This is a genomic window from Hymenobacter duratus (assembly GCF_014698995.1).
Classification (GTDB): domain Bacteria; phylum Bacteroidota; class Bacteroidia; order Cytophagales; family Hymenobacteraceae; genus Hymenobacter; species Hymenobacter duratus.
Genome location: NZ_JACWZZ010000003.1, coordinates 479,593 through 500,627, shown reverse-complemented (window position 1 = coordinate 500,627; position 21,035 = coordinate 479,593). Strand labels below are relative to the sequence as shown.

Annotated in this window: 21 protein-coding genes and 1 pseudogene; 10 read left to right on the top strand and 12 right to left on the bottom strand. The window is 55.5% G+C overall.

From position 1 onward, the window contains the following. Positions 1-132: 132 nt before the first annotated feature. Positions 133-1,443, bottom strand: a complete 1,311-nt coding sequence (locus IC231_RS15605; protein ID WP_190785421.1) for a cystathionine gamma-synthase family protein — start codon at positions 1,441-1,443, stop codon at positions 133-135. 158 nt (positions 1,444-1,601) lie between these two features. On the opposite strand from IC231_RS15605, the gene IC231_RS15600 reads away from it, so the two are divergent. Continuing rightward, the gene (locus tag IC231_RS15600) at positions 1,602-1,931 is read left to right on the top strand and encodes a hypothetical protein (protein WP_190785420.1); all 330 of its coding nucleotides are present in this window, start codon (positions 1,602-1,604) and stop codon (positions 1,929-1,931) included. Positions 1,932-2,024: 93 nt separating this feature from the next. Here the strand turns inward: IC231_RS15600 and IC231_RS15595 are convergent, their stop codons facing one another. Next, the gene (locus IC231_RS15595) at positions 2,025-3,053 is read right to left on the bottom strand and encodes an N-acetylmuramoyl-L-alanine amidase family protein (RefSeq protein WP_211539103.1); all 1,029 of its coding nucleotides are present in this window, start codon (positions 3,051-3,053) and stop codon (positions 2,025-2,027) included. Positions 3,054-3,398: 345 nt separating this feature from the next. Between IC231_RS15595 and IC231_RS15590 the strand changes: the two genes are divergently transcribed. Continuing rightward, positions 3,399-3,785, top strand: coding sequence for a helix-turn-helix domain-containing protein (locus IC231_RS15590; protein WP_190785419.1), 387 nt, complete (start codon positions 3,399-3,401; stop codon positions 3,783-3,785). 41 nt (positions 3,786-3,826) lie between these two features. Here IC231_RS15590 and IC231_RS15585 read toward each other — a convergent pair whose 3' ends face one another. Then, entirely contained in the window at positions 3,827-4,204 is a 378-nt protein-coding gene (locus IC231_RS15585; protein WP_190785418.1) for a GCN5 family acetyltransferase, read from the bottom strand. A gap of 149 nt (positions 4,205-4,353) precedes the next feature. Between IC231_RS15585 and IC231_RS15580 the strand changes: the two genes are divergently transcribed. Then, positions 4,354-5,115, top strand: coding sequence for an SDR family NAD(P)-dependent oxidoreductase (locus IC231_RS15580; RefSeq protein WP_190785417.1), 762 nt, complete (start codon positions 4,354-4,356; stop codon positions 5,113-5,115). A gap of 76 nt (positions 5,116-5,191) precedes the next feature. Here IC231_RS15580 and IC231_RS15575 read toward each other — a convergent pair whose 3' ends face one another. Together IC231_RS15575 and IC231_RS15570 are read right to left on the bottom strand one after the other, a co-directional pair. Next, positions 5,192-5,656 carry a hypothetical protein gene (locus tag IC231_RS15575; RefSeq protein ID WP_190785416.1) on the bottom strand — a complete coding sequence of 155 codons (465 nt, stop codon included), beginning with the start codon at positions 5,654-5,656 and terminating at the stop codon, positions 5,192-5,194. Between the two features lie 100 nt (positions 5,657-5,756). Next, positions 5,757-6,371: a 2'-5' RNA ligase family protein gene (locus IC231_RS15570; RefSeq protein WP_190785415.1), complete on the bottom strand. Its 615-nt coding sequence runs from the start codon at positions 6,369-6,371 to the stop codon at positions 5,757-5,759. A 376-nt stretch (positions 6,372-6,747) separates the two neighbouring features. On the opposite strand from IC231_RS15570, the gene IC231_RS15565 reads away from it, so the two are divergent. From IC231_RS15565 to IC231_RS15545, 5 genes are all read left to right on the top strand, one after another. After that, complete coding sequence (locus tag IC231_RS15565) at positions 6,748-8,916, top strand: hypothetical protein (RefSeq protein ID WP_190785414.1); 2,169 nt, start codon at positions 6,748-6,750, stop codon at positions 8,914-8,916. Positions 8,917-9,112: 196 nt separating this feature from the next. Then, complete coding sequence (locus IC231_RS15560) at positions 9,113-9,475, top strand: hypothetical protein (protein WP_190785413.1); 363 nt, start codon at positions 9,113-9,115, stop codon at positions 9,473-9,475. 11 nt (positions 9,476-9,486) lie between these two features. Next, entirely contained in the window at positions 9,487-10,023 is a 537-nt protein-coding gene (locus IC231_RS15555) for a PAS domain-containing protein (RefSeq protein WP_190785412.1), read from the top strand. Positions 10,024-10,250: 227 nt separating this feature from the next. Further along, positions 10,251-10,424: a DUF2256 domain-containing protein gene (locus IC231_RS15550; protein ID WP_190785411.1), complete on the top strand. Its 174-nt coding sequence runs from the start codon at positions 10,251-10,253 to the stop codon at positions 10,422-10,424. Between the two features lie 65 nt (positions 10,425-10,489). Further along, complete coding sequence (locus IC231_RS15545; RefSeq protein ID WP_190785410.1) at positions 10,490-12,118, top strand: amidase; 1,629 nt, start codon at positions 10,490-10,492, stop codon at positions 12,116-12,118. A 403-nt stretch (positions 12,119-12,521) separates the two neighbouring features. Here the strand turns inward: IC231_RS15545 and IC231_RS15540 are convergent, their stop codons facing one another. Then, positions 12,522-13,061 (bottom strand): hypothetical protein, encoded by a 540-nt coding sequence (locus IC231_RS15540; RefSeq protein WP_190785409.1) that lies wholly within the window; start codon positions 13,059-13,061, stop codon positions 12,522-12,524. A 113-nt stretch (positions 13,062-13,174) separates the two neighbouring features. Further along, positions 13,175-13,597: a hypothetical protein gene (locus tag IC231_RS15535; RefSeq protein ID WP_190785408.1), complete on the bottom strand. Its 423-nt coding sequence runs from the start codon at positions 13,595-13,597 to the stop codon at positions 13,175-13,177. Positions 13,598-13,894: 297 nt separating this feature from the next. Here IC231_RS15535 and IC231_RS15530 point away from each other — a divergent pair, with 297 nt between their 5' ends. Then, a complete protein-coding gene (locus IC231_RS15530; protein ID WP_190785407.1) occupies positions 13,895-15,166 on the top strand; it encodes a site-specific integrase in 1,272 nt (423 codons plus the stop codon). A gap of 477 nt (positions 15,167-15,643) precedes the next feature. Here IC231_RS15530 and IC231_RS15525 read toward each other — a convergent pair whose 3' ends face one another. The 3 genes from IC231_RS15525 to IC231_RS20455 all read right to left on the bottom strand — a co-directional run bounded on the left by IC231_RS15525 (position 15,644) and on the right by IC231_RS20455 (position 17,578). Beyond that, complete coding sequence (locus IC231_RS15525) at positions 15,644-16,717, bottom strand: hypothetical protein (RefSeq protein WP_190785406.1); 1,074 nt, start codon at positions 16,715-16,717, stop codon at positions 15,644-15,646. A gap of 220 nt (positions 16,718-16,937) precedes the next feature. Further along, positions 16,938-17,216 carry a hypothetical protein gene (locus IC231_RS15520; protein WP_190785405.1) on the bottom strand — a complete coding sequence of 93 codons (279 nt, stop codon included), beginning with the start codon at positions 17,214-17,216 and terminating at the stop codon, positions 16,938-16,940. Positions 17,217-17,341: 125 nt separating this feature from the next. After that, positions 17,342-17,578 (bottom strand): helix-turn-helix domain-containing protein, encoded by a 237-nt coding sequence (locus IC231_RS20455; RefSeq protein ID WP_223831462.1) that lies wholly within the window; start codon positions 17,576-17,578, stop codon positions 17,342-17,344. Positions 17,579-17,944: 366 nt separating this feature from the next. Here IC231_RS20455 and IC231_RS15510 point away from each other — a divergent pair, with 366 nt between their 5' ends. After that, the gene (locus tag IC231_RS15510; protein ID WP_190785403.1) at positions 17,945-19,855 is read left to right on the top strand and encodes an ABC-F family ATP-binding cassette domain-containing protein; all 1,911 of its coding nucleotides are present in this window, start codon (positions 17,945-17,947) and stop codon (positions 19,853-19,855) included. A 226-nt stretch (positions 19,856-20,081) separates the two neighbouring features. Here IC231_RS15510 and IC231_RS15505 read toward each other — a convergent pair whose 3' ends face one another. Both IC231_RS15505 and IC231_RS15500 read right to left on the bottom strand, forming a co-directional pair. Continuing rightward, positions 20,082-20,705, bottom strand: coding sequence for a hypothetical protein (locus IC231_RS15505; RefSeq protein ID WP_190785402.1), 624 nt, complete (start codon positions 20,703-20,705; stop codon positions 20,082-20,084). Between the two features lie 188 nt (positions 20,706-20,893). After that, a pseudogene (locus IC231_RS15500) lies at positions 20,894-21,004 on the bottom strand (tyrosine-type recombinase/integrase); the annotation flags it as partial. Positions 21,005-21,035: the final 31 nt, after the last annotated feature.

Below are 21,035 nucleotides of genomic sequence, written 5' to 3'. Positions count from 1 at the left end.
AGTAGGGGTTCGGGGTAGTTTAAAAAAACAAAATCCCGCCACTGACCTCAGTGGTGGGATTTTGAATGCTGTCAGGATACCTTCAGAAGCGCACTCCGGCACCCGGCTGGCGGGGCCACTGCACGTAAGCCGCTACGCCAGCTCCGCCACGCGTACTTCTTTCGGCATGCCCACGGCCTCAAAGGCCTGGCTGAGGTCCAGCATCAGGTCCTGCGGGTCTTCCACCCCGATGCTCAGGCGAATCATCTGGGCGGTAATACCCATTTCCAGCTGGTCGGCAACGGTAATGTCGGAGTGGGTCATGGTGGCGGGGTGCTCGGCTAGGCTTTCGGTGCCGCCCAGGCTCACGGCCAGCTTGATGAGACGTAGCGCGTTGAGGAAGCGGAATGCTTCGGCCTCGCCACCCCGGATATCGAACGAAATCATGGAGCCGGGCGAGAGGCAGTGGCGGCGGTAAATGTCCTGCTGCACCGGGCAGTGCTCCAGATGCGTGAGGTAGTAGGTGCGCTCCACCAGCGGATGCGCCCGCAGCCAGTCGGCAATAACCTGGGCCGAGGCGGCGGCGCGCTCCATGCGCAGCTTCAGGGTTTCAAGGCTGCGCATCAGCATCCAGCCCGTATTGGGGTCGCACATAGTGCCCATGAAGGTGCGCATGCCCTTGATTTCCTTCATCAGCGCGCGGTTGCTGAGTGCAGCTCCCGCAATCAGGTCGGAGTGGCCGCCCAGAAACTTAGTGGCTGAATACAGCACCACATCGGCGCCGTGCTTGAGCGGGTGCTGAAATACAGGCCCCAGGAAGGTATTATCGACCACAAAGCGCACCGGCTTTTCGGGCGTACCGTACTGGCGGGCTAGGGCGGCGCAGGCTTCCAGATCTACGAGATGGTTGGTGGGGTTGGCGGGTGTTTCCACGAATATCATGGCCAGGCGGCCGGGCGCAATGGCGGCAGCCTGGGCTTCTAGCTCCGCGGGCGTGGCGGTGGGCAGGAAGCCCTGGGCCTCAATGCCAAACTTGCGGAGCACGTTCTTCAGGAAGAAGTCGGAGCCGCCGTACACGGGCTCGGAGTGCAGCACCACGTCGCCGGGTTGCAGCAGGGCCAGCAGGGTGGTGCTGATGGCGGCCATGCCCGAAGCGAAGCTGGCGGCCTCCTCGGCCTCGTCCCAGAGACAGAGGCGGTGCTCCAGAATTTCGAGGCTGGGGTTGTTCAGGCGCGAATAAATCAGGCCCATTTCCTCCTCCGGACCCTGCTGGCGCAGGCCGTAAGCCAGCTCGAAAAACGCTTTGCCTTCCTCCGCATTCTTGAAAACGAAGGTAGACGTCTGAAAAATGGGCGGCTTGATGGCGCCTTCGCTCCAGGCGGGCGTGTAGCCGTAGCTCATCATCAGGCTCTCGGGGTGGAGGCGCTGCCCGTTGATACAGGCATGGTCGTGAGGGGTAGTCATGACGGAATGGGGTGGGTGGGAAGGATGGAATTTGCCCCGAAGGTAGCTTTTCTCCGGGAGGGCCATTCCGCCGCCTTACCTGCCGCGCCCCCGGCTGGGCCACCGACCTGCCGGATGCGTAGTACCTTCGGGCCCCGGACCTCCTTACTTTCTTCGCCATGAGCATCGACACGTACAGCTTTCTGCAGCACACCACGGAGGCCGAAAAGACGACGGTCTATCTGCACACCGACGACGATACAGTGACTTCCTGCGAAGCGCTGCTTATCGCGCAAACCAAATACCAGAAGCTGTTTATTACGCTGGAGCCGAAGCGCCGCTACCTGGCGCACACGCAGGTTCCCGGCGAAGAAGAGCTGGAAATCGACTTTCTGCGGGATTATGAGGAAGTGGAGGCGCTGATGGAAGACGCCGGCCTCGACGGCATCTACGACGGGGAGCAGGGCATACTCTACCACAATCTGCTTTTCCTGCTGATGAATCCGTGAGGAAGTAATGGGGTGAATGGTGATGAGGTGAGGAAGTGACAGGTAGACAAGACCACTTACCTTTCACCTTTCACCTTTCACCCCATTACTCCATCACCTCACTGTATAGTCGGCAATCAGGCCTTCGCAAATCCAGTTGGCCAAAGCCTGGCGGTTATCGGGCACCACAAAACGGCGCTGGTCTTTCTGGTTGCGGATGTTGCCCAGCTCCATGAACACGGCCGGCGCGTGGCTGGTCCGCACCTCATACAGGCTGCTGCGCACCGACACGTTGCCGGAGTAGGGGCGGTTGGGCTGGGCGCGCTTGTAGCGGTTGGTAAACACCTTATGGATGTTTTTGGCCAGCCGCAGGCCAGCCTGGCTATTGGCGTGGTGATAGAAAAACACGTCGATGTTCTGGCCCGCGCTGCGGCTGTCTACGTGCAGGGCCAGCAGCCGCTGGTAGGCACCTTTGTGGCGGGCATGGAGCTTGTTTACCTGCGCAATGCGCTGGCGCAGGCGGCCCAGCTGGCTCAGCGGAATCTTCTGGCGCGGATACGTCACCTCGTCGTAGTCGATGGGCAGCACGGCCAGGTCGCGGATGCCGTCGTTGGGGTCCTGCACCATCACGTATACTGTAGCGCCGTGCTCCATGAGCGCGCGGGCCAGGCGCACGGTTACGTCGTAGGCATATTCGTCTTCGGCCAGCTTATAGGAGCCATACTGCCCAATGGCCCCCGGATCGGGGCCGCCGTGGCCCGCCGAGAGATAATACACTGCCCCCCGCAGCGCCCTGTCGCGGATAGGGACGGGGCTGTACCTGGGGCCGAACAGGTTGGCGGTGAGCAGGGGCGTAGTGCTTTGGCCATGCGACGTAGGATTGGTGGCTTTGAGGCGAGAAGCCGCTGAAACAGCGGGCGGCAGCAGGTAGCTACGGCCCGCCAACAGGCCGCCACCAGGGCCCAGCGCCGCTTTGTTCAGCTCCTTGAATTTCTGCTGTTGCTGGCTGGAATTCAGGCCGTACCGGCGCAGCAGTGTCTGCACTCCGTCGCCGCGCCGGGCCACCACTTTGCGGACTTTGCTCTGGCCGAAAGCGCCCAGACACATCAGGAAAAGCAGAACGAGGAGAGGAGCTGTGCGCAAAAGCAGAAGAGCTAAAAGTGGCGCAGACGAGGCTGCCGCCAATGAAACAGGAAATACCAACAAGGCCCGCACGAGCTGTTGAGGGCCACGTTGCAGTAGCGGCTCCAACTGATACGGAACTGCAAAAAAGGCAGTAAATCTTCGGATTACGAATTGCAGAGACCCACAACCGGGTGGGCAGGGCTTTTCGTTTTTCCAGAAAGCCCCCGTAATTGTGCTGCTGCGCCGGAAAGAGGGCAAAACCAATTTGGGTAACCAAAGTATCTACGGGCTAGCTACCGGCGGTAGTTACCTCGCACTGTTCAGGGCACAAACAAGACGCAGGCCCACTGGATTTAGAAAATCATGGCAACGACACCCATCCCGAAAAAGATTCTGGCGCGCCAGCACGAAATAACGGCTGATTTCACTCGCCTCGTGCATGCCCACGTCGACGACTTGCTGGCCGGCTACGCTACGGAAGCGCTGGAAATCAGAGATTTTGCCGGTCAGCTCTGCATTCATCCTACGCACCTTAGCAACACGCTGAAGCTCACTACCGGCGAGGCGCCCTGCGCCATTTTTGAGCGCAGACTGGTGGCCGCAGCCAAGGAGTTGCTGGCCGACCCGCGCCTGACAGCTGCCGAGGTAGCGGCCCGCCTCACCTACGACCCCTCCAACTTCACGAAGTTCTTCAAACGCTTCGTAGGCGTCACGCCCAAGCAATACCGGGAAAAGCTGTGGGCGGCTTAGCGGGCCGAAGCAGTTTGAGGCTTGTTTACAGAACTGCTGACTCAGCCATTTTTTCTGTTTTGCTCAGCAATGAATCGGTCAATGCTGCCTTTTTCTCTTTTGCTGTTTTGAAGCCATTCTGGTCTCCATTCTGCAACTCTCTCTGACGTGATTTTTACGAACACTCCTTCTTGTGGTTCATCCACATATTCTCTCTGCAAAATCAGCACGTCAGGATCTTTGGCTCCAATTGTCTTTTTCGAGAAGCGCAAGGCGCTTTTATAATTTTCGAAAGGACAAAAATATTCTCCGTCGTCATCTGAGTATACCCATACTCTGTATTCCAACACCTCATCATAAAAATGTCCTCCTCCTGACCATACACCAGCGGGGTAAGTTCCAATCTTGGAGCTATCTATTGCATCAGGAAATTTGGTCATATAAAAGTTGGAAAGTCGTCACAATTTGGATGGGTAAGATATAACAAAGAGAAACACCGGAACCTGTCACCATTTAATCTGAACTACTCACCAGAAAACAGCGGCTCATTCTCTGGAACTTTGCGGTATCACGTAACCTAAGATTTCTTATGAGTACCACCAAAATAGCCCTGGTAACGGGCGGCAGCCGCGGCCTCGGCAAAAACATGGCCCAGCACCTGGCCCAGAAAGGCCTCGATATCATGCTGACCTACCACAGCAAAAAGGATGAAGCCGAAGCGGTAGTGGCCGAATTACAGGCCTTGGGCCGCAAAGCCGCCGCCCTGCAGCTCGATGCTTCCAACGTGAGCAGCTTCGACGGTTTTCTGGAGCAAGTAAAGACTACGCTGAACGACATCTTCGGCACCAGCCGGTTCGATTTTCTCATCAACAACGCCGGTACCGGGCTCTATGCCCCTTATGCCGAAACCACGGAGCAGCAGTTCGATGAAATGCTGAATATTCACTTCAAAGGGCCTTTCTTCCTGACTCAAAAGGCGTTGCCGCTGCTCAACGACGGAGGCCGCATTATTAATATCTCGTCAGGTCTGGCGCGGTTCGCCAACCCTGGCTCCTCGGCTTATGCCAGCATGAAAGGGGCTATGGAGGTACTGACCCGCTACCAGGCGAAGGAGCTAGGAAGCCGTGGTATCGCCGTAAATATTGTAGCGCCGGGCGCCATTGAAACCGACTTCGGGGGTGGCCGGGTCCGCGACGATGAGCAGATCAACGAGCACCTGGCCAGCGTCACGGCGCTGGGCCGCGTGGGCCTGCCCGATGATATTGGGCCGGTGGTAGCCTTCCTCTGCACCGAAGAAGCGCGCTGGATCAACGCTCAGCGTCTGGAGGCTTCGGGCGGCATGTTCCTGTAAGCTACGAGTTAGCCCTAATAAAAAAGCCCCCTGAATGATTTCAGGGGGCTTTTTTATTAGGGCTAACTCGTAGTGCCTAGAGGCGGAACGCAGGGCGCTCCGGATTCCAGATTCCCCACGGAATCATCACCAGCACCAGCAGCAGCGCAATCAGAAACCAGGTGAAGGCTTTTTTGTGCTTGAGGACGGGGTCAATGGTCTTCTTGGACAGCGTGCGGCCGACTTGCGCGGCTACTACGGCCAGCAGCATGCCCACCAGATGCTCGACGCCCCAAAAACGGCCTGTTGGGTCTTTCATCACGGCGCCGCCGGCTGTTTCAAAGGCCTTCATTCCGAACGGGCTCAGGCCGAAATACAGAATCAGACCGAGCAGCAGCTGCAGGTGCATAGAGCCTACGAAAGCAGCGCCCATGCCATTGTCGGCACCCACAAAGGGTTTGCGGCCCTGCCAGCCCGAAAAGGCCCGGAAAATGGCAATCAAACCGAAAACGAGGACGAGCCAGCGCGTCCAGGAGTGTAGCAGCAGTACGGTTGAGTACATAAGCAGAAATCAGTAGGTGAGGTGGAGAGGTGAGCGGTAAAGGTCGGCGGCAACGGCGGAAATGCCGCGCCACCGTGCGAAAAATTGCAGTGCCGGCCGATTAGGCCTCGCAGGAAAGCTCCGGATTTCCCTGCGGCGGTGCGGGCCTCTCAAACAGCGTGGGCACCAAATCGTGCTTGTGTCCTTCAAACGCAAAGCGCTTTTCCTGCACAAACAGCTCGCCTTCCTGCCGCAGAATGGCGATGTTGTTGATGGTCAGCTTCAGGTTGAAGGTATGCTGGTTGAGGTATTGCATCACGGGGCCCAACAGCTCCGGCGTGGTGTCGTGCAGGGCCAGGGAAATATGCGGCAGCCAGCAGTCGGGCCCGCTGAATTTGTCGGTACGCAGGCACAGCGGCACCGTAACCTGCAGAATGCGGTGGTGCAGCTGGTTGAGGTCGTCGGAGCGCAGTACCGGAATGTAGATAACCGGATTGGGCCCTGGAAACACGCCCAGGCCGGTAGTATGCGCCACAAAGGGCCGCGTAGAGTGGGCCACATCGCGCAGCACCTGTTTCAGGGCGGAGAGCTTGCGCACGCCGGCCAGTTGGTAGGTGATGTGCGGATCGGGGGTAGCCTGCACATCGTCGAGCCCAAACTCGGTTTCCAGGCTTTTGATGAGGCGGTTGATACGCTCCGCGCTCTGGGCATTCAGAAGGGAGGTGATGGCGAGCATTGGTTCTCTAACAGGTAACACGCACTATTGGTTGGCTTATGCCCGACAGGCTGCCATGGGAGTTTCGGTAGGGCTGTACGATACGTGCAGGTGTTACCCGGCGCTTTTGCCTCTGCTTTGCCCGGAAAGCAGCCTGTCTGCCGGGCTTCCGTAATGCTGGCACGAGTGGTGAAAAGAGGCCGGCGGTGAGTTGCCTGTATTGGGGAAGAAAAGAGCCATAGTAGGAAAACGAAAAACGGAAGACTTGGCGGCTAAGGTAGAATATCCGACTGTATACGCGGCTGCCAGCACGACGGGGAGCCCACACGCACCAAAAACCGGGCTGACTTAGCCATGATAAGTAGCTTTTCCGTAAGCGGATGACTAGTACCCATCTGTGTCCGCTTCATCAACCGTCTCTTCCGCTGCTCCTGCCACCACTGCGCCGCGCCGCCGGTGGGGCAAAACCGTCCTGTGGCTTCTGCTGGGGCTGGTAGTAGCTGCCGTGGTAGCCGTGGTGTTTTTTCTGGACCCCTGGCTGCGGCGTGCGCTGGAAAGACAGGTGACAAAAGCCAGCAACGGCCGCTACGAGCTGTCCATCAAAGAGCTGGAAACCAGCCTCTGGAAGCGCAGCGCTACCGTTCGGGGAGTACAGCTGCGTACTCGTGCCGGTGCGCCCGCCGATACGGCTGCCCTACCCGAGCTGCGCCTCGACTTAGGGGAGCTGCGGGTGAGCGGCGTGGGGCTGCTGGCTGTGCTGCGGCGGCAAGTAGTGCCTGTTGATAGTGTAGTGGCCGATTCGGCGCAGGTGCGGCTGGCGCGGCTGCCGGCTACATCCGGCTCCGGCAAACCGCTCTATTCCCGTCTGCCGCTTGGGCTGCCGGGGCTGCAGTTGGGCTTTGTAGCGCTTCGGCGCGTGCGGGTGCGCTACGGTACCTTGCACCGCGCCAAAGGACAGATTGAACAAGCTACTCTGCAAGCCCGCGACCTGCTGCTGAGTGCTGCCGGCGCCGCCGATACCAGCCGGCTCGGTTATGCCCGGCAGGTGCAGGTGGAACTGGGGCAGGTGGTAGCACGGCTGCCCGGGCACCTGATGCAGCTGCAGCGCGGTACTTTTTCCTCCGAGTCCCAACAGGTGCTAGTAGGTGGCCTTCGGTTAGTGCCGCTGCAGCCCGTCAGTGCACAGCGCAGCCCCGCTGCCCGCATTGATCTGGATGTTTCCGACGCCAGACTGCTGGGCCTGCGGGCGGCGGCGCTGGCCCGCGGCACTCTCCGCGCCGATTCGCTGGTGCTGTTGGGCGGGCGGCTGGCTGTCACGCTTCCTACCGTAGCGCCGCCGCCGCACAAATTGCTGGCCGCCTATCTGCCGCGCATTCTGGTGGGCGGCGTGCGGGTGGCGGGAGCCGGCGTGCGGGTGGCCGGTACCAAATGGGCCCCGGCCGTCCACGATATTCGCCTGACCGGTAGCGGCCTGCACCTAAGCCCGCAGACCTACAGCGCCCCGGGCTATCTGTATTATGCGCGTGCCTGGACGCTGCAGACCGGCCGCGCTTACGCCGCGCTCAACGCGCCGTATTATCAGTTGGCCTGTGAGGCATTGCGGGCTGATACGCGCCGGGGGCTGCTGGCGCTCCGAATGGTGCGGGTAGCCCCTACCATGACAGTAGCGGAGCTGGCGCGGCGCAAAGGACACCAAACCGCCCACGTTACGGTGCGGCTGCCTGAGCTGAACGTGCAGGCGCTTGACTTTGCGGCGCTGCTGCGCCAGGGCAACCTGCAGGCCCGTCAGCTGGAGCTGAAAGGCGCGCGCATCGTGACCATGAGCGACGGCCGCTTTCCTGTCAACCCCAAAAATTCTATTGCTACCCCCGATGCTGTGGGCCGGCTGCCGTTCCGGGTAGACGTGCGCCAAGTGCGCATTCAGGATGCCGGTATCCGGATGAGCTACCGTTCTCCGCGCAGCGCACAGGCTGGCGTAATGGGCATTCAGCAGTTCACGGGCACCCTCCGCAACTTCAGCAACGACCCCCGCCACATGAGCGCCGCGCGCCCGCTTACGGGCGAGGCTACGGGTGTGCTCCAGAAGCAGAGCCGTGCTCGTATGGTGTTGCGCGCTAATCTGCTCGACCCCAACGGCCGCCACACGGTGCAGGGCAGCTTCACGTCCACACCCCTGGCGGCCCTGAATCCCATGGTGGTACCCACGCGCGGCATCCGGTTTCGGAGTGGCCAGATCCAGCGCATTCGATTCGAAATGCAACTGGGCCGGGCACAGGCCCAAGGGACCATGTGGGCCGAATACCGCGACCTGAAGCTGGAGCTGCTCAATAAAAAGAACAAGCCGGGTGTGCTGCACCGCATAGAAACGTCGCTGGCCAATGGAATCTTCCTGCGCGACAACAACCCCCGGCAACCGGGCCAGGACCTGAAAACCGGACAGATGGCCTCCCGGCGGGAGCTGCGCTATTCCGTATTCTCGCTGTGGCGGCAAGGGCTGGTAAGTGGTCTGCTCAACAGCGCCGGCGTGCCGAAGCCGCTGGCCAAAAAACTCAGCGAATCGGAATAGCGGTATGTGTGCTGCTGAGCGTACGAGATGGTGGAATAAATCAATTGACTGAGTATAAAGATACTGCCCAGCTTACGTGCTGAAAATGACGGAATAATTGAACTCTTTCATAGTTTTATGCCTTGGCAGCAATACGCATATAGCTGTTGGGTTGTGATGAAGATGTACTACCGTTGTTTCCGCCTACCCTCATTTTATGTCTGAAGTCTTATTCGATGTCAACTTGCAGCAGATGCCCGAGGAATACCTCACTGGCGACTGGTGCGTGGCTGACCGGGTACTGAACCGTAACAGCCCCGATACCTCGCTGGCGCGGGCCACGAAGTTTCTGCTGCGCCCCGGTACGGTGCAGGTGCACGCCCCTGAGCTGCAGGATTCGGGCCATTGGAGCATGGAGCGCGACTCCCTGCTGAACCGGCCTTATCTGGAACTGCAGCTACTGCAGGAAGGCACCCGCGCCCTGATTACGCGGCTGCGTCGCTCCACCGACGGCCAGCATAGTCAACTCAACCTCTACTTTCAGTCGGGCATGGAAATTCAGCTCGCCCGGCCCTGTTAAGCTTTCATTGCATGAACGCCGCATCCATTTCCAACGAGGAACAACTGCGCCAGCAGGCTGATGAACAACTGCGCTTTCTGGCCGATTTTATCCCCCAGCTGGTCTGGTTCACGGACCCCACCGGTTCACACACCTATTTCAACCAGCGCTGGACGGATTTCACGGGCTACACCCTCGCCGATAGTGTGGGCCCCGATATGTGGAACAATCTGCTGCACCCCGACGACCGGCAGCGGGCCCGCGACGTGTGGGGCCATTCGCTGGCTACCGGCGAGTTCTACGAAATAGAATATCGGTTTAAATCCAAGGAAGGCGGCTACCGTTGGTTTTTGGGCCAGGCGCAGGCTCAGTTCGACGAAAACGGCCAGATAAAGCAGTGGTACGGTACCTGCACCGACATTCAGGACCAGAAGGAAACGGAGTTTGCGCTGCGCCACCGCGAGCAGGAACTGGAGCGCGCTTATGCTGACCTGGAAGTGAAAGTGACATTCCGCAACCTGGAGTTGGAGCGCGAGGTACACGAATTGCGCCAGCGTCTGGCCGAATAGCCAGACCCGTAAATCATCAAAAAAGGCTGCCCTCACCGGGCAGCCTTTTTTGGGATGGTGCCGCAAGCAGCCGGAAGCAGTTGGAAAACCAGTATGCTGAAGGTGTAGACCGGCCAGATACAGGGGCCGGAAAAAGGTGTAGCGGCCCGAACGGAAACGGTGGATATGTCAGCTACAGGCCAACTATTGCGGATCCGAACGGTTGTGCTGGCTCAATCTGCAGCAAAATGCCCAGCCCGAAAAAGCCCACCAAAGGAAATCTGCCCACCAAAATCTGCCTCACCTGCGGCCGCCCTTTCGAGTACCGCAAGAAGTGGCGCAACAGCTGGGACGAGGTGAAATACTGCGGCGAAAAGTGCCAGCGCAACCGGCCCAAGCCGCTCGAATCATCGGCTTCCTGAGTTACTTGGAAACGGCCCTGTACTGCAGCCGCTTTCCTGCTCTATCTTGCCCGAAAAATTCCCCAATGAACCGAAGAATATTCCTGCGCAACAGCTCCCTGGCGGGCCTGGCACTTTCTACGTTTTCGCTCGATGCCTGCTCGTCGCAGGAAAAGCCCGTTGGAGCGGCGGCGGCTACTGACGCCGCTCCGGCTGAGGCTTTCGAGCTGCATGAAGCCACCATTGCGGAACTGCAGGACATGATGCGCAGCGGCAAGCGGACCGCACGAGCTATTACGGAGCTTTACCTGAAGCGCATTGCGGCCATCGACAAGGCCGGCCCGACGCTGAAAGCAGTGCTGGAAACCAACCCCGATGCCCTGGCCATAGCCGACCAGCTGGACCAGGAGCGCAAAGCCGGCAAGCTGCGCGGCCCGCTCCACGGCATTCCGGTGCTCATCAAAGACAATATTGATACCGCCGACCAGCAGCAAACCACCGCTGGCTCGGTGGCGCTGGCCGGGCACAAGGCCGCGCAGGATGCTTTCATCATCAAAAAGCTGCGCGAGGCGGGCGCTATTGTGCTGGGCAAAACCAACCTGAGCGAGTGGGCCAACTTCCGCTCCACGCGCAGCACCAGCGGCTGGAGCAGCAGGGGCGGGCAGACCAAAAACCCGTACATCCTCGACCGGACGCCCAGCGGGTCCAGCTCGGGCTCGGGCGCGGCGGTGGCCGCCAATCTGTGCGCGGTGGCCATCGGCACCGAAACCGACGGCTCGGTGGTGTCGCCGGCTTCGTGCAGCGGGGTGGTGGGCATCAAGCCCACGGTGGGCCTGCTGAGCCGCTCCGGCATCATCCCTATTTCGGCCACCCAGGATACGGCCGGCCCCATGGCCCGCACCGTCCGCGACGCGGCGCTGCTGCTGGGCGCTCTGGCCGGAGTAGATGCCGCCGACGCCGTAACGCAGGAAAGCGCCGGCAAAGCGCAGCCCGACTACACGAAATTTCTGGATGTCAATGGCCTGAAAGGAAAGCGCCTTGGCGTCGAGAAAAACCATCTGCAAGGCAATTCCGACGCCATTCCGCTGCTGCAGGCGGCCGTGGAGCTGCTCCGGGCCCAAGGCGCTACCGTAGTGGAAGTAGAAGTGGAGAAACTTACTGACCCGCTCGGCGAGGCGGAATATGACGTGCTGCTCTACGAGTTCAAGGATGGTCTGAATAAGTACCTGACCGGGGCTGGTGCATCCGTCAAAACACTGGCCGATGTCATCCGCTTCAACGCTGCCAACAAGGCGAAGGCTATGCCCTTTTTCCAGCAGGAAATTCTGGAAGCTTCCGAGAAAACCGACGGGCTGAAAAGCGCCAAATACCAGGCGGCCCTGCGCAAGTCGCACAACGGGGCGCGGGCTGCTCTGGATGCCGTGCTGCGCGAAAACCGCCTCGATGCCCTAGTAGCCGTCACCAACAGCCCCGCGCCCTGCCTCGACCTTATCAACGGCGACTCCTGGAAAGGCCCCGGCTTTTCCGCGCCCGCGGCCATGGCCGGCTACCCGCACATCACCGTCCCGATGGGGCAGGCGCACGGCCTGCCGGTGGGGCTGTCGTTTGTGGGCGGCGCGTACCAGGAGCCGGTGCTGCTGGCTGTGGCTTATGCCTATGAGCAGGCCTCGAAGCAGCGCAAGGCTCCCGAGTTCCGGGCGCCGTTCGTCGGCTAAGTACCGTCACTTTTTCTGACTGCCACGCAACAAAAACGCCCTCTGAGCATTGGCTCAGAGGGCGTTTTGTTGCGTGGCAGCGAACTTCTGTTTGTCGTCTTCTGATGATTCGCGCGGGGCTCCGCTGGTGGCGGAAGAGGCGCTGCCGGAGCCGCCTTCGTCGCCTTGTTCGTCGTCGAAGTTGAACTTGTAGCTGCCGTAGCTGGGGCGGCCGCTGCTCTGGCCTACTGTATCGCTATCCTGCTGGCCCTTGGCAGCCTAGGCGGTGCGGTCATCATTTTCTTCGGGAGTCTGGGAGGGGGGCGTTGGTTTCCATAGTTGTGGTTTTTCAGGAAAGGATTAGGTGTTCTTCTACACGCACCGTCCGCTCTGAAAGCCAACTTTTCCTGCCGTTCTGTGCCCGTTACGGCACGTATTGCTCTGCCAAGCTGGTTACCACGCCTTGCTTGGTTTCAATGATGAAGGGGGAGAGAGTAAGCACCTTGGGCACATTGGCCTGCACTTTGGCGGCAGTAGCCGGGTAACGTTCCAGCCCGTTTTCGCCGGTGCGCCAGAACGTGAATTTCGCCTCCTCAGCCAGCCGTAGCGTACGCACCTGCGTATTGTCGTTGACGATGTAGTAGTCGTTGAAGACCGAGTACACGGTGTCGCCGTTCACTACGTCCACGGCTGCGTCGCCTTTGCGGCGGGCGGCGGCCACGGCGGCCTCACCGCTCAGAAACTGGATGTAGTCCACGTCCACAAAATACTGCCCGCCCTGCTGGTAGAAGCGCCGGATATAGCCGTGGCTGCGGCCGGTTTCGCCCACGGTTTCCGTCGTCGACTGCTCACTCTTGATATCGGCCGGAATGGTTTCGGCCATGCCCCGGCCCGACGACTCCCGTTCGGTGGAGCTGCAGGCGGCCAGAGTCAGCAGGAGGGAGGCAAGCAGAAACGGTTTCATGGGAAACGGTACGAGAGGAATGGCGGGTAACTTGGAACAAAGATGGGCATGCAATAATCTAATTCGCACAAAAATTACCCCGCATGTTCCGGTCGGATTCCGGCCAGAGGCTTTTATTGCTCCACTATACTGTAATTGTATACCACCCACCCCGCGCTTTGCCTGACGAAGCGCGCCCGACAGAGCACTCCCTCAACTGGATAGGCCAGCGTGTACGTGAGCGTGTCGGCGGTAGCGCGGGCGGGTATCTTCCGAATACTTATGTAGTCTTTCACTGCCTGCTGCTTTGCCTTAGCCGGGGCAAGGAGCAGAACCGGCCGGCCGAATTTCTGTAGGTGCAGCCTCTGCGGCATACCCGGGGTCCGGAGCAGTTTGAGCGGCAGCCGGCCGGGTACTTCTACATGAAAATACGGCTGCAGCTTCGGCAAATCAAGCAATTGCTGCATCAGGTGCTGCTCAGCAACGGCCTGGGCGCAGGCTGCGTTGCCCAGGGCCAGAAGCCCAACAGTGAGTGCCAAGCGCGGGATTCTATTCATGCTGGTTGGAACAAACTAGTAACACAATGCAGAAACAGTAATGCCCTTCTGCTAAACCCGTACCTTTGCGGCTTCATAGCTCGCAAAGTAGGATGATTTCGATTACAAATAATTTATGGGTAGTCAGTGCAATACAGTGGATAGTAAAAAGCTCTTTTAATGGCTTTAAATGCGGTTTTTGAGTGCTTAAGCGAAACAGCGAAATGCATAAAATACATCTATTGACTGACTGCTGACTGACTAAAATTGTTGGGGGTGCGTATATTCGTGCATTCCCCAACCCCAAACGTCTACGGTATGTCTCTCAAAGTTGTGCTTCGTAATGCTACCGATTCAAAGCCGCTGGGCAACGTCTATGTGCAGTATGCTTGGGATGGACAGAGCAAGAGGTTTGCAGTTGGGGCAAGAGGGTTGAAAGTCCATAAGGATGGATTTGAGGCAGGAGAATTGGTTAAGTGCATCGGTGCTGAGTGGAAAGAGCATAATGCCACTGTGAAGGCTGGAAATGCTGAAATAGCCGTAACCGTTGGGGCACTGAGCAAGATTGTGAAGCGGTTTGTAGAAGATAACGGTGTTGCTCCCTCAGGTGAGGTGTTGGAGGAATTGTATCTGTCAAATACCGGTAAGCTTTCCGGAGAGGCAAGAGCAGAGGAAAAGACGTTTTGGAAGCACTTGGAAGCTTACCAGATAGAGTTACTTGCCAAGGTTGAGCGGAAAGAGGCCAGAGCCAACACAGTACGCAGTTTAAACCCCTTGTTTACTCTACTGAGGGAGTATGAAGTTGCCCACGGCGTACGGCTGACTTGGAGCAGCTTCGACTATAAAATGTTGGATAGTCTAAATGAATTTATTGTAGGGCAAGGCAAGCGTAATAGCAGTATCCGCACTCGCTTTGCCAAACTGAAAGCAGTACTTAACCACTTCGTAAAGATTGGGGTGTGTAAGCACGTTGCTTTCCGGGAATACCGAATGAAGCGGGAGCAACTGAGTGCCCCAAAGGGTCAAAGAATTATTGCTTTGTCGGATGCTGAGTTTGATGAATGGATGTCGTTGGACTTGGGGGGTAAAAAGCGGTTGGAGTATGCAAGAGACTTGTTTACCCTATCGTGTGCTACAGGATTGCGCTATAGTGATGTGAAGCGCGTAGGGTGGCAAAACGTGGAAGCAGGCTGCATTGAAATAACCACGGTAAAAACGCGGGAGCAATTGCACATTCCCCTTAACGCTATTTCCCGAGCTATCTTGGATAAGTACCCATCCGGTATGAAGCACATTGACAACAACGATTACAATGAAGATTTGAGAGTGATAGCAGGCCGCTGCAAGTCACTTCAAAAGCAGGTGGCACAGATTACCTATAGCGGTCAAAAGGAAATTGAAGTGATAGCCCCTAAAGCGGAATTTATAACCAGCCACGTAGCCCGCAAAACGTTTGTTACCCGTTGCTTACTCAAAGGCATACCAGAGTTTAAAATTCGTAAATGGACAGGCCATAAGGACTTAAGCAGCTTTGAGAAATACATAGATACTATCGTTGGACAGGCTGAGTTTATGGAAAAGTTTAACTGATTATCTGTTGCTAACTTTTGGAAAGCCCGGGCAATTTGTCTGGGTTTTTTTGTTGGAGCAGTATGAGAGCTTATAAGATGGGTAAAATAGGGGAGTTGTGATATGGTAAATAATTTATATTCAGGGAGATTGACTGATTTATGTAATTTTATCTTGTTGAAATTGGCTATTCACAGTATGTATTAATAAAGCATTTTAAAGCGGTTTAAGAGAGTTTATATAGCAAGTGACACAAGTTGTTGTCTTTGCTATTTGCGTGGTATGGTGGGCTTAAAACAGGGGCAAAACAGAAAGGCCCGGGCCATAGGTCCGGGCTTTTGCTTATACATTGATAATTGATTTTGCTAAGTGAGGTAGGCAGTCAGTAATGCCCGGAATAAACTGCTTTTGTTGGTGCTATTCTCTTTGCAGTGTGTTTCCAAAAGCTGCAATAGGTTATCCGATATATATACTTTCAGTTGGTTGGTTTTGTATTGCTTATGCTGCAATGGCTTCTGCATAGTCAGTGATAGTTTTTGATACAAGGTTATGGATGGTTGGGGTTTTGATTTTCCCCATTAACTCTCTAAGTAATTTTGCGTCGTGGCTGGAATCTGAATTGAAGCTTTGCCAACGTGTAAGAATGTCTTTATACGGTTTTAAGATACGTGCAGCATTCTTATTGCCCTTTAATTCAGCCTGTAAGGGGGCAAGGTTGAAGTCAACGGCTTTCAAGTGATGGAACGTTGCTTTTCTATCAAAATCCAACTCAGAGCAGAAAAGAGCTTCGCGGGCGGTAAGGGGTAAGGTTGGGGTATCTGTCATTGTAGATAGAGTGGGCAATAGGATATCTTTTTCTATTTCTTTAAATACTGTCTGTAATGCGTTTGCAGTTGAATTAAGAGCATCTGCAAGCATAATCGGCCCGGGTAGAAGCTTCAGGTACTTGCGTAGCATTTCGAAGCTTGTAAGCCTCAATTCAGTCCGTAGGGTGTTGGGGTGGTAACCTTCCGTTGGGGCTTCGCTGTGCTTATCGTAAAGCGTAAGGGACCGTTGAAACTTTGCCGTTTTGCTCTTGTGCTGTAGTTGAAGGTTGGGAGTATAATCACGGCATTTTATATAGTTGCTGCCAACATAGTAGCTACTGAGGGTCCGGGTATATTCTTTGACAGGATGCCGCATTACGTTGTCTGTTGTGATGTCGGCTGACAAAAGGTGTGCTTCACGTAATGCAGTAGCAGGATTCAGACGCAAGAGGTTGGATGCGTTAATGCTTTGCAGTGCTTGGAGTATTGTTTCACGCGAAAGCAGAGCAGTACCGTTTATAATCTTACCTGTTACCACTATTGTGCATTCCTGCTGTATATAGTCAATTGCTATGTAGTTGAGGCCCGGACGCACAGAGTGTGTAAGAACGTGCGGACGGTGCCGGGTTTTCCTCTCTTTCAGGCTACCTACTCGTAAGTTGGTAACAGTGTCGAGTGAGCCGGATTGTTTCCATTCCGTTGAAGCGGTGTTGACTTCAACAATGGATAATGGAAGTAGTATTTTGAGTTTATCAAACGTTATCAATGTATAGTAGTGGATAGGTCGGTAGGCACTTGCAACGGGAGCTACTGCGGTCTATCATTTCGCTTCGCTGCATTCTCTCCCTTGTGCCGGGGGCCGCTCCCTTACCGATATCTATTAATCGGGGTTGGGGGCTTTATTATTTCTTCCCCTTTTCTCTCTATTGGAGTTGGGGTATTCTCTTGTGGTATTCCTCACTTTTGAGGCGAAAGCCACTATGATATTAAGCAGTTGCTAAAACAGCTATCGTTTCGGACCGCTTCAATTTGTCTGGGATGGTGAAGGTGTAGTGTGTGCCGTTGTACTCAAAACCGTAGTAGATAGCATCTACCAATATCTTGCGCTTGGCTATGCCTTGCCACGTCTGTTTGTCGCCTACCCGGTTTATAAAAATGGTATTGGGGTTTAACTCTCCTGTGCGGATAGAGTAGATGGGGCTTGTGTTATCTATTGGTTTCAATTCCTGTTTGCGTCTGTTGTAGGTATAGTTGCCTTGTAGCATAAGATAGGTAGGCATTTTTGGGCCTTACTATCTGTAAATAAGTGGAAACTAAAAATGTGTCCGGATACCCGCTAAAAGCTTCAAATCACAACGTACACTGCCTTTTCTACTTTGTAAATAGTCCCTTATTGGGGTAAGTCACTTTCTCGGATTCTGAGCAGTGTTTTACGGCCCCGCTGGGCATTCACGTCTATGGCAGGGAGTTGCCCCGTTTGTATCATTTTGTAGACTTTCTGCTTTGTCAGACTGAGACGGGTTGCTACTTGGGCAACAGATAGCAGGTTTTGGCCCGTTTGTGGGTTGGTGTGTAGTCTAAGTTGCTCCGTTGCTTCTGCTTCTCTTCGTTGCCACTCAGAATCCATTATAAAGCCCGTCACTGATACAGACAGGATGGATAGGGTGTTGGCAAGCTCTTGAAGTTGCTGACGTGCTACAGTGTAGCTATAGCGTGTATACCGCGCTGCAAGTAGTGGGGCCAACTCTTGCGGCTGGATTTTGGTGAGGTAGTATAGGGTTTCCTCTATGCGTTGGTAGGATGGATTTTGAAGCATTGCACTGATACAGGAAACTCTACAGGTTGTTACAATCCGGGCTTAACAGATTCGTACCTTTGCAGCTTCAAAGGTGTTGTCAGCAATGCAAAAAAGTGACGGGTAGTCGCTTTAAACTGACTGCAAACTGACTGACACAGACAAAAACGGCGTTTCTGCGCTGTTTAAGCGGAATATATGATTTCGATTACTGACTTAGATTTTCATTTCGGCTCCCGTACCCTCTACGACAAGGCCAGCCTGCACATCAAGCCCAAGGATAAGATTGGCCTGATCGGGCTCAATGGCCGGGGCAAATCCACGCTGCTGCGCATTCTGGTGGGCGAATACAAGCCCGACGGCGGCAGCATTTCCATGAGCAAGGATGTGAGCCTGGGCTTCCTGAACCAGGATTTGCTCAGCTACGACTCGCACGAATCCATTCTGGTGGTAGCCATGCAGGCCTTTGCCGAAGCGCTGGACCTGCAGAAGAAGATTGACGCCATTCTGGTAGAGTTCGAAACCAACTACACCGATGACCTGGTCGAGAAGCTGGCCGATTTGCAGGAGCGGTTCGAGGCGCTGGGCGGCTACACCATGCAGGCCCGCGCCGAAGAGATTCTGGAAGGTCTGGGCTTCACGACGGAAGAGCTACAGCGCCCGCTGAAGCTGTTTTCGGGTGGCTGGCGCATGCGCGTGATGCTGGCCAAAATCCTGCTGCAGCAACCTTCGCTGCTGCTGCTCGACGAACCGACCAACCACTTGGACTTACCGAGTATCAAGTGGATTGAGAACTACCTGGCCGGTTACGAAGGCGCCGTTATCATCGTCAGCCACGACCGAGAATTTCTGGACCGCACCACCAACACCACCGTGGAAGTGACGGGCGGCAAGCTGGTGCCCTACGCCGGCAACTACTCTTATTATCTGGAAGAGAAGGAAGAGCGCAACGCCATCCAGAAAGGCGCTTTCGAAAACCAGCAGGCCCAGATCAAGCAGGCGGAGCGGTTTATCGAGCGGTTTAAGGCCAAGGCCAGCAAGGCCAAGCAGGCGCAGAGCCGCGTGAAGGCCCTCGACAAGCTGGAGCGCATTGAAAACGTGGCCGGCGACGACGCCAAGGTGAACATCAAGTTCAACTTCACTGTCACGCCCGGCCGCCATATCCTGCGCATGGAGCATGTGGGCAAGAAGTACGGCGAGAAAATCATCTTCCGCGACACGCACGTGCACATTGAGCGGGGCGACAAAATTGCCCTCATCGGAGCCAACGGCAAAGGCAAATCGACGCTGATGCGGCTGGTGGCGGGGCAGGAAGCGCCTACCAACGGCAACCACCAGCTGGGCCACAACGTCATCATGTCGTTCTACGCGCAGCACCAGCTCGAAAGCCTGCGCATCGAGAACGAGATTCTGCAGGAAATGGTGGAAGCCGGCTCGAAACGCTCCGAAATGGAGCTGCGCTCGGTGCTGGGCTCGTTCCTGTTCACCGGCGACGAGGTGTACAAGAAAATCAAGGTGCTGAGCGGCGGCGAGAAAAGCCGCGTGGCGCTGGCCAAAACCTTGATTTCGGAAGCCAACTTCCTGCTCCTCGACGAACCGACCAACCACTTGGACATGCAGTCGGTGAACATCCTGATTCAAGCCCTCGACCAGTACCAGGGTACCTACATCGTGATTAGTCACGACCGGTTCTTCGTGGAGAATGTGGCCAACAAAATCTGGTACATCGAGGACTTCCAGCTCAAGGAGTACCCCGGCACTTATGCCGAGTACGAACAGTGGCAGGAAGACCGGGAAAAGGCGGCCAAAAAAGCAGGCTTGCCTTCGCCTTCGGCCCCCAAGCCGCTGCCCAAGGAGGAGAAGAAAGTAGAAGCCGCACCGGCCAAAACTCCTTCGCCCGACCAGAAGAAAGCCCTGAAAGAGCTGGCCGAGGTGGAGAAGAAGATTGAGGAAAGCGAGAAGGAGCTGGCCCGCTACGAAACCCAGCTCGCCGACCCGCAGATCTACCAGAACGCCGCCCAACTGAAAGACGCCACCCTCAAATTCGAGCAGGTGAAGAAAGAGCTGGCCCAGCTCAACGACCGTTGGGAAATGCTGGCGGAGATATAAGCCAACTGATTTCTTGAAACACTAAGCCCCACCCTGTAGCTGCGTGCTATGGGTGAGGCTTAGTGTTTATATGCAATGTTTAGGCCTTTGCGAAGGAAGGGGGCTCCGTGATACGTTGGCCTAGTCTACCGGCAAATGTTAATTTTTGGGTAAAGCTGAAAATTAGTAATTCAGCCTGGCTTTTGCAAATGCGATGTTAAGCACTTCTGTAGTTGATATTGCTAATTTAATCATTGAAATCACATGCTTCCCCAGGGTTAGTAGGTCCAATATCACCGCTTCTTATCGCTTCTGCCATCTCATTGTTCATTTTATAGATTTGAGTATTTAGTGCATCTGCCAAAGAGTTTATTTCGTCCGATTGATAAATTGGTCTTTGACTTGGCTGCATTTTAATTATCTTTCTTATGGTATCCTGAATGCCATTAAATTGTGGTATTATCTGGCTTTCAAATCTAGAGCCAATTTCTGGCCCAAAAAATCGGCAGATCAATGCTCTATTTTTGTTTAGTGAGAAATTCCATTTGTGAAAAACATGCTGATATGCCGCATATCTTTTTCTGATTGAATCTTCTGAAATTCTATCTTCAATTGCCCACGCAACTTGCCTCCAATGGTAAAGTCGTGTGTCCATAAGTGGGCTGAATTCTTCAAATAGGGAAGTTGCTTGCGCTCTTCTTTGCTCCATTATTTTCACATTTTCAGCTTTTTCTGCTGCCTTATGGTTTTGCTGATTTTGAATTAATTGAAAAAGTAATGTCAGTACGCCACCTACAAGTGTTGTAAGCAAAAAGCCGTATTTAAGTAGCTTTATATCGTGCCGACGATCGTCAGGAGTTTTATCTGCCATGAAAATCTATTTTAAGAGAGTTTTGGAATTTGATTGCGCCTAACGTCTGGATATGCGCTACCCAACGGTGTAGCAAGTAGCGCATATCTGCCTTTGATACGCGTATCTATAGTGTCATTACAGCCAAAAGAGGTAGGATGACGCTACTGCTATGCTCATAATCCCAAATCATCAAGCGGGGAAGCCGGTCAGGTATGTTGGGCTACGTGGGTGTAAATCTGCGTGGTTTTAGTGCTGTTGTGCCCCAGCAAGTCTTGGATGATACGAATATCTGTGCCGGTTTCCAACAGGTACGTAGCCTAGGAGTGACGGTAAGATAACCAGCCTACC

What these genes read in the sequence shown, in the direction of transcription:
- IC231_RS15580 (WP_190785417.1), top strand. Translation starts at nt 4,354, where the DNA reads ATGAGTACCACCAAAATAGCCCTGGTAACGGGCGGCAGCCGCGGCCTC.
- IC231_RS15570 (WP_190785415.1), bottom strand. Translation starts at nt 6,371, where the DNA reads ATGCTCGCCATCACCTCCCTTCTGAATGCCCAGAGCGCGGAGCGTATC.
- IC231_RS20455 (WP_223831462.1), bottom strand. Translation starts at nt 17,578, where the DNA reads ATGGATTCTGAGTGGCAACGAAGAGAAGCAGAAGCAACGGAGCAACTT.
- IC231_RS15545 (WP_190785410.1), top strand. Translation starts at nt 10,490, where the DNA reads ATGAACCGAAGAATATTCCTGCGCAACAGCTCCCTGGCGGGCCTGGCA.
- IC231_RS15600 (WP_190785420.1), top strand. Translation starts at nt 1,602, where the DNA reads ATGAGCATCGACACGTACAGCTTTCTGCAGCACACCACGGAGGCCGAA.
- IC231_RS15590 (WP_190785419.1), top strand. Translation starts at nt 3,399, where the DNA reads ATGGCAACGACACCCATCCCGAAAAAGATTCTGGCGCGCCAGCACGAA.
- IC231_RS15530 (WP_190785407.1), top strand. Translation starts at nt 13,895, where the DNA reads ATGTCTCTCAAAGTTGTGCTTCGTAATGCTACCGATTCAAAGCCGCTG.
- IC231_RS15555 (WP_190785412.1), top strand. Translation starts at nt 9,487, where the DNA reads ATGAACGCCGCATCCATTTCCAACGAGGAACAACTGCGCCAGCAGGCT.
- IC231_RS15550 (WP_190785411.1), top strand. Translation starts at nt 10,251, where the DNA reads ATGCCCAGCCCGAAAAAGCCCACCAAAGGAAATCTGCCCACCAAAATC.
- IC231_RS15560 (WP_190785413.1), top strand. Translation starts at nt 9,113, where the DNA reads ATGTCTGAAGTCTTATTCGATGTCAACTTGCAGCAGATGCCCGAGGAA.
- IC231_RS15510 (WP_190785403.1), top strand. Translation starts at nt 17,945, where the DNA reads ATGATTTCGATTACTGACTTAGATTTTCATTTCGGCTCCCGTACCCTC.
- IC231_RS15540 (WP_190785409.1), bottom strand. Translation starts at nt 13,061, where the DNA reads ATGAAACCGTTTCTGCTTGCCTCCCTCCTGCTGACTCTGGCCGCCTGC.
- IC231_RS15535 (WP_190785408.1), bottom strand. Translation starts at nt 13,597, where the DNA reads ATGAATAGAATCCCGCGCTTGGCACTCACTGTTGGGCTTCTGGCCCTG.
- IC231_RS15585 (WP_190785418.1), bottom strand. Translation starts at nt 4,204, where the DNA reads ATGACCAAATTTCCTGATGCAATAGATAGCTCCAAGATTGGAACTTAC.
- IC231_RS15575 (WP_190785416.1), bottom strand. Translation starts at nt 5,656, where the DNA reads ATGTACTCAACCGTACTGCTGCTACACTCCTGGACGCGCTGGCTCGTC.
- IC231_RS15505 (WP_190785402.1), bottom strand. Translation starts at nt 20,705, where the DNA reads ATGGCAGATAAAACTCCTGACGATCGTCGGCACGATATAAAGCTACTT.
- IC231_RS15520 (WP_190785405.1), bottom strand. Translation starts at nt 17,216, where the DNA reads ATGCTACAAGGCAACTATACCTACAACAGACGCAAACAGGAATTGAAA.
- IC231_RS15605 (WP_190785421.1), bottom strand. Translation starts at nt 1,443, where the DNA reads ATGACTACCCCTCACGACCATGCCTGTATCAACGGGCAGCGCCTCCAC.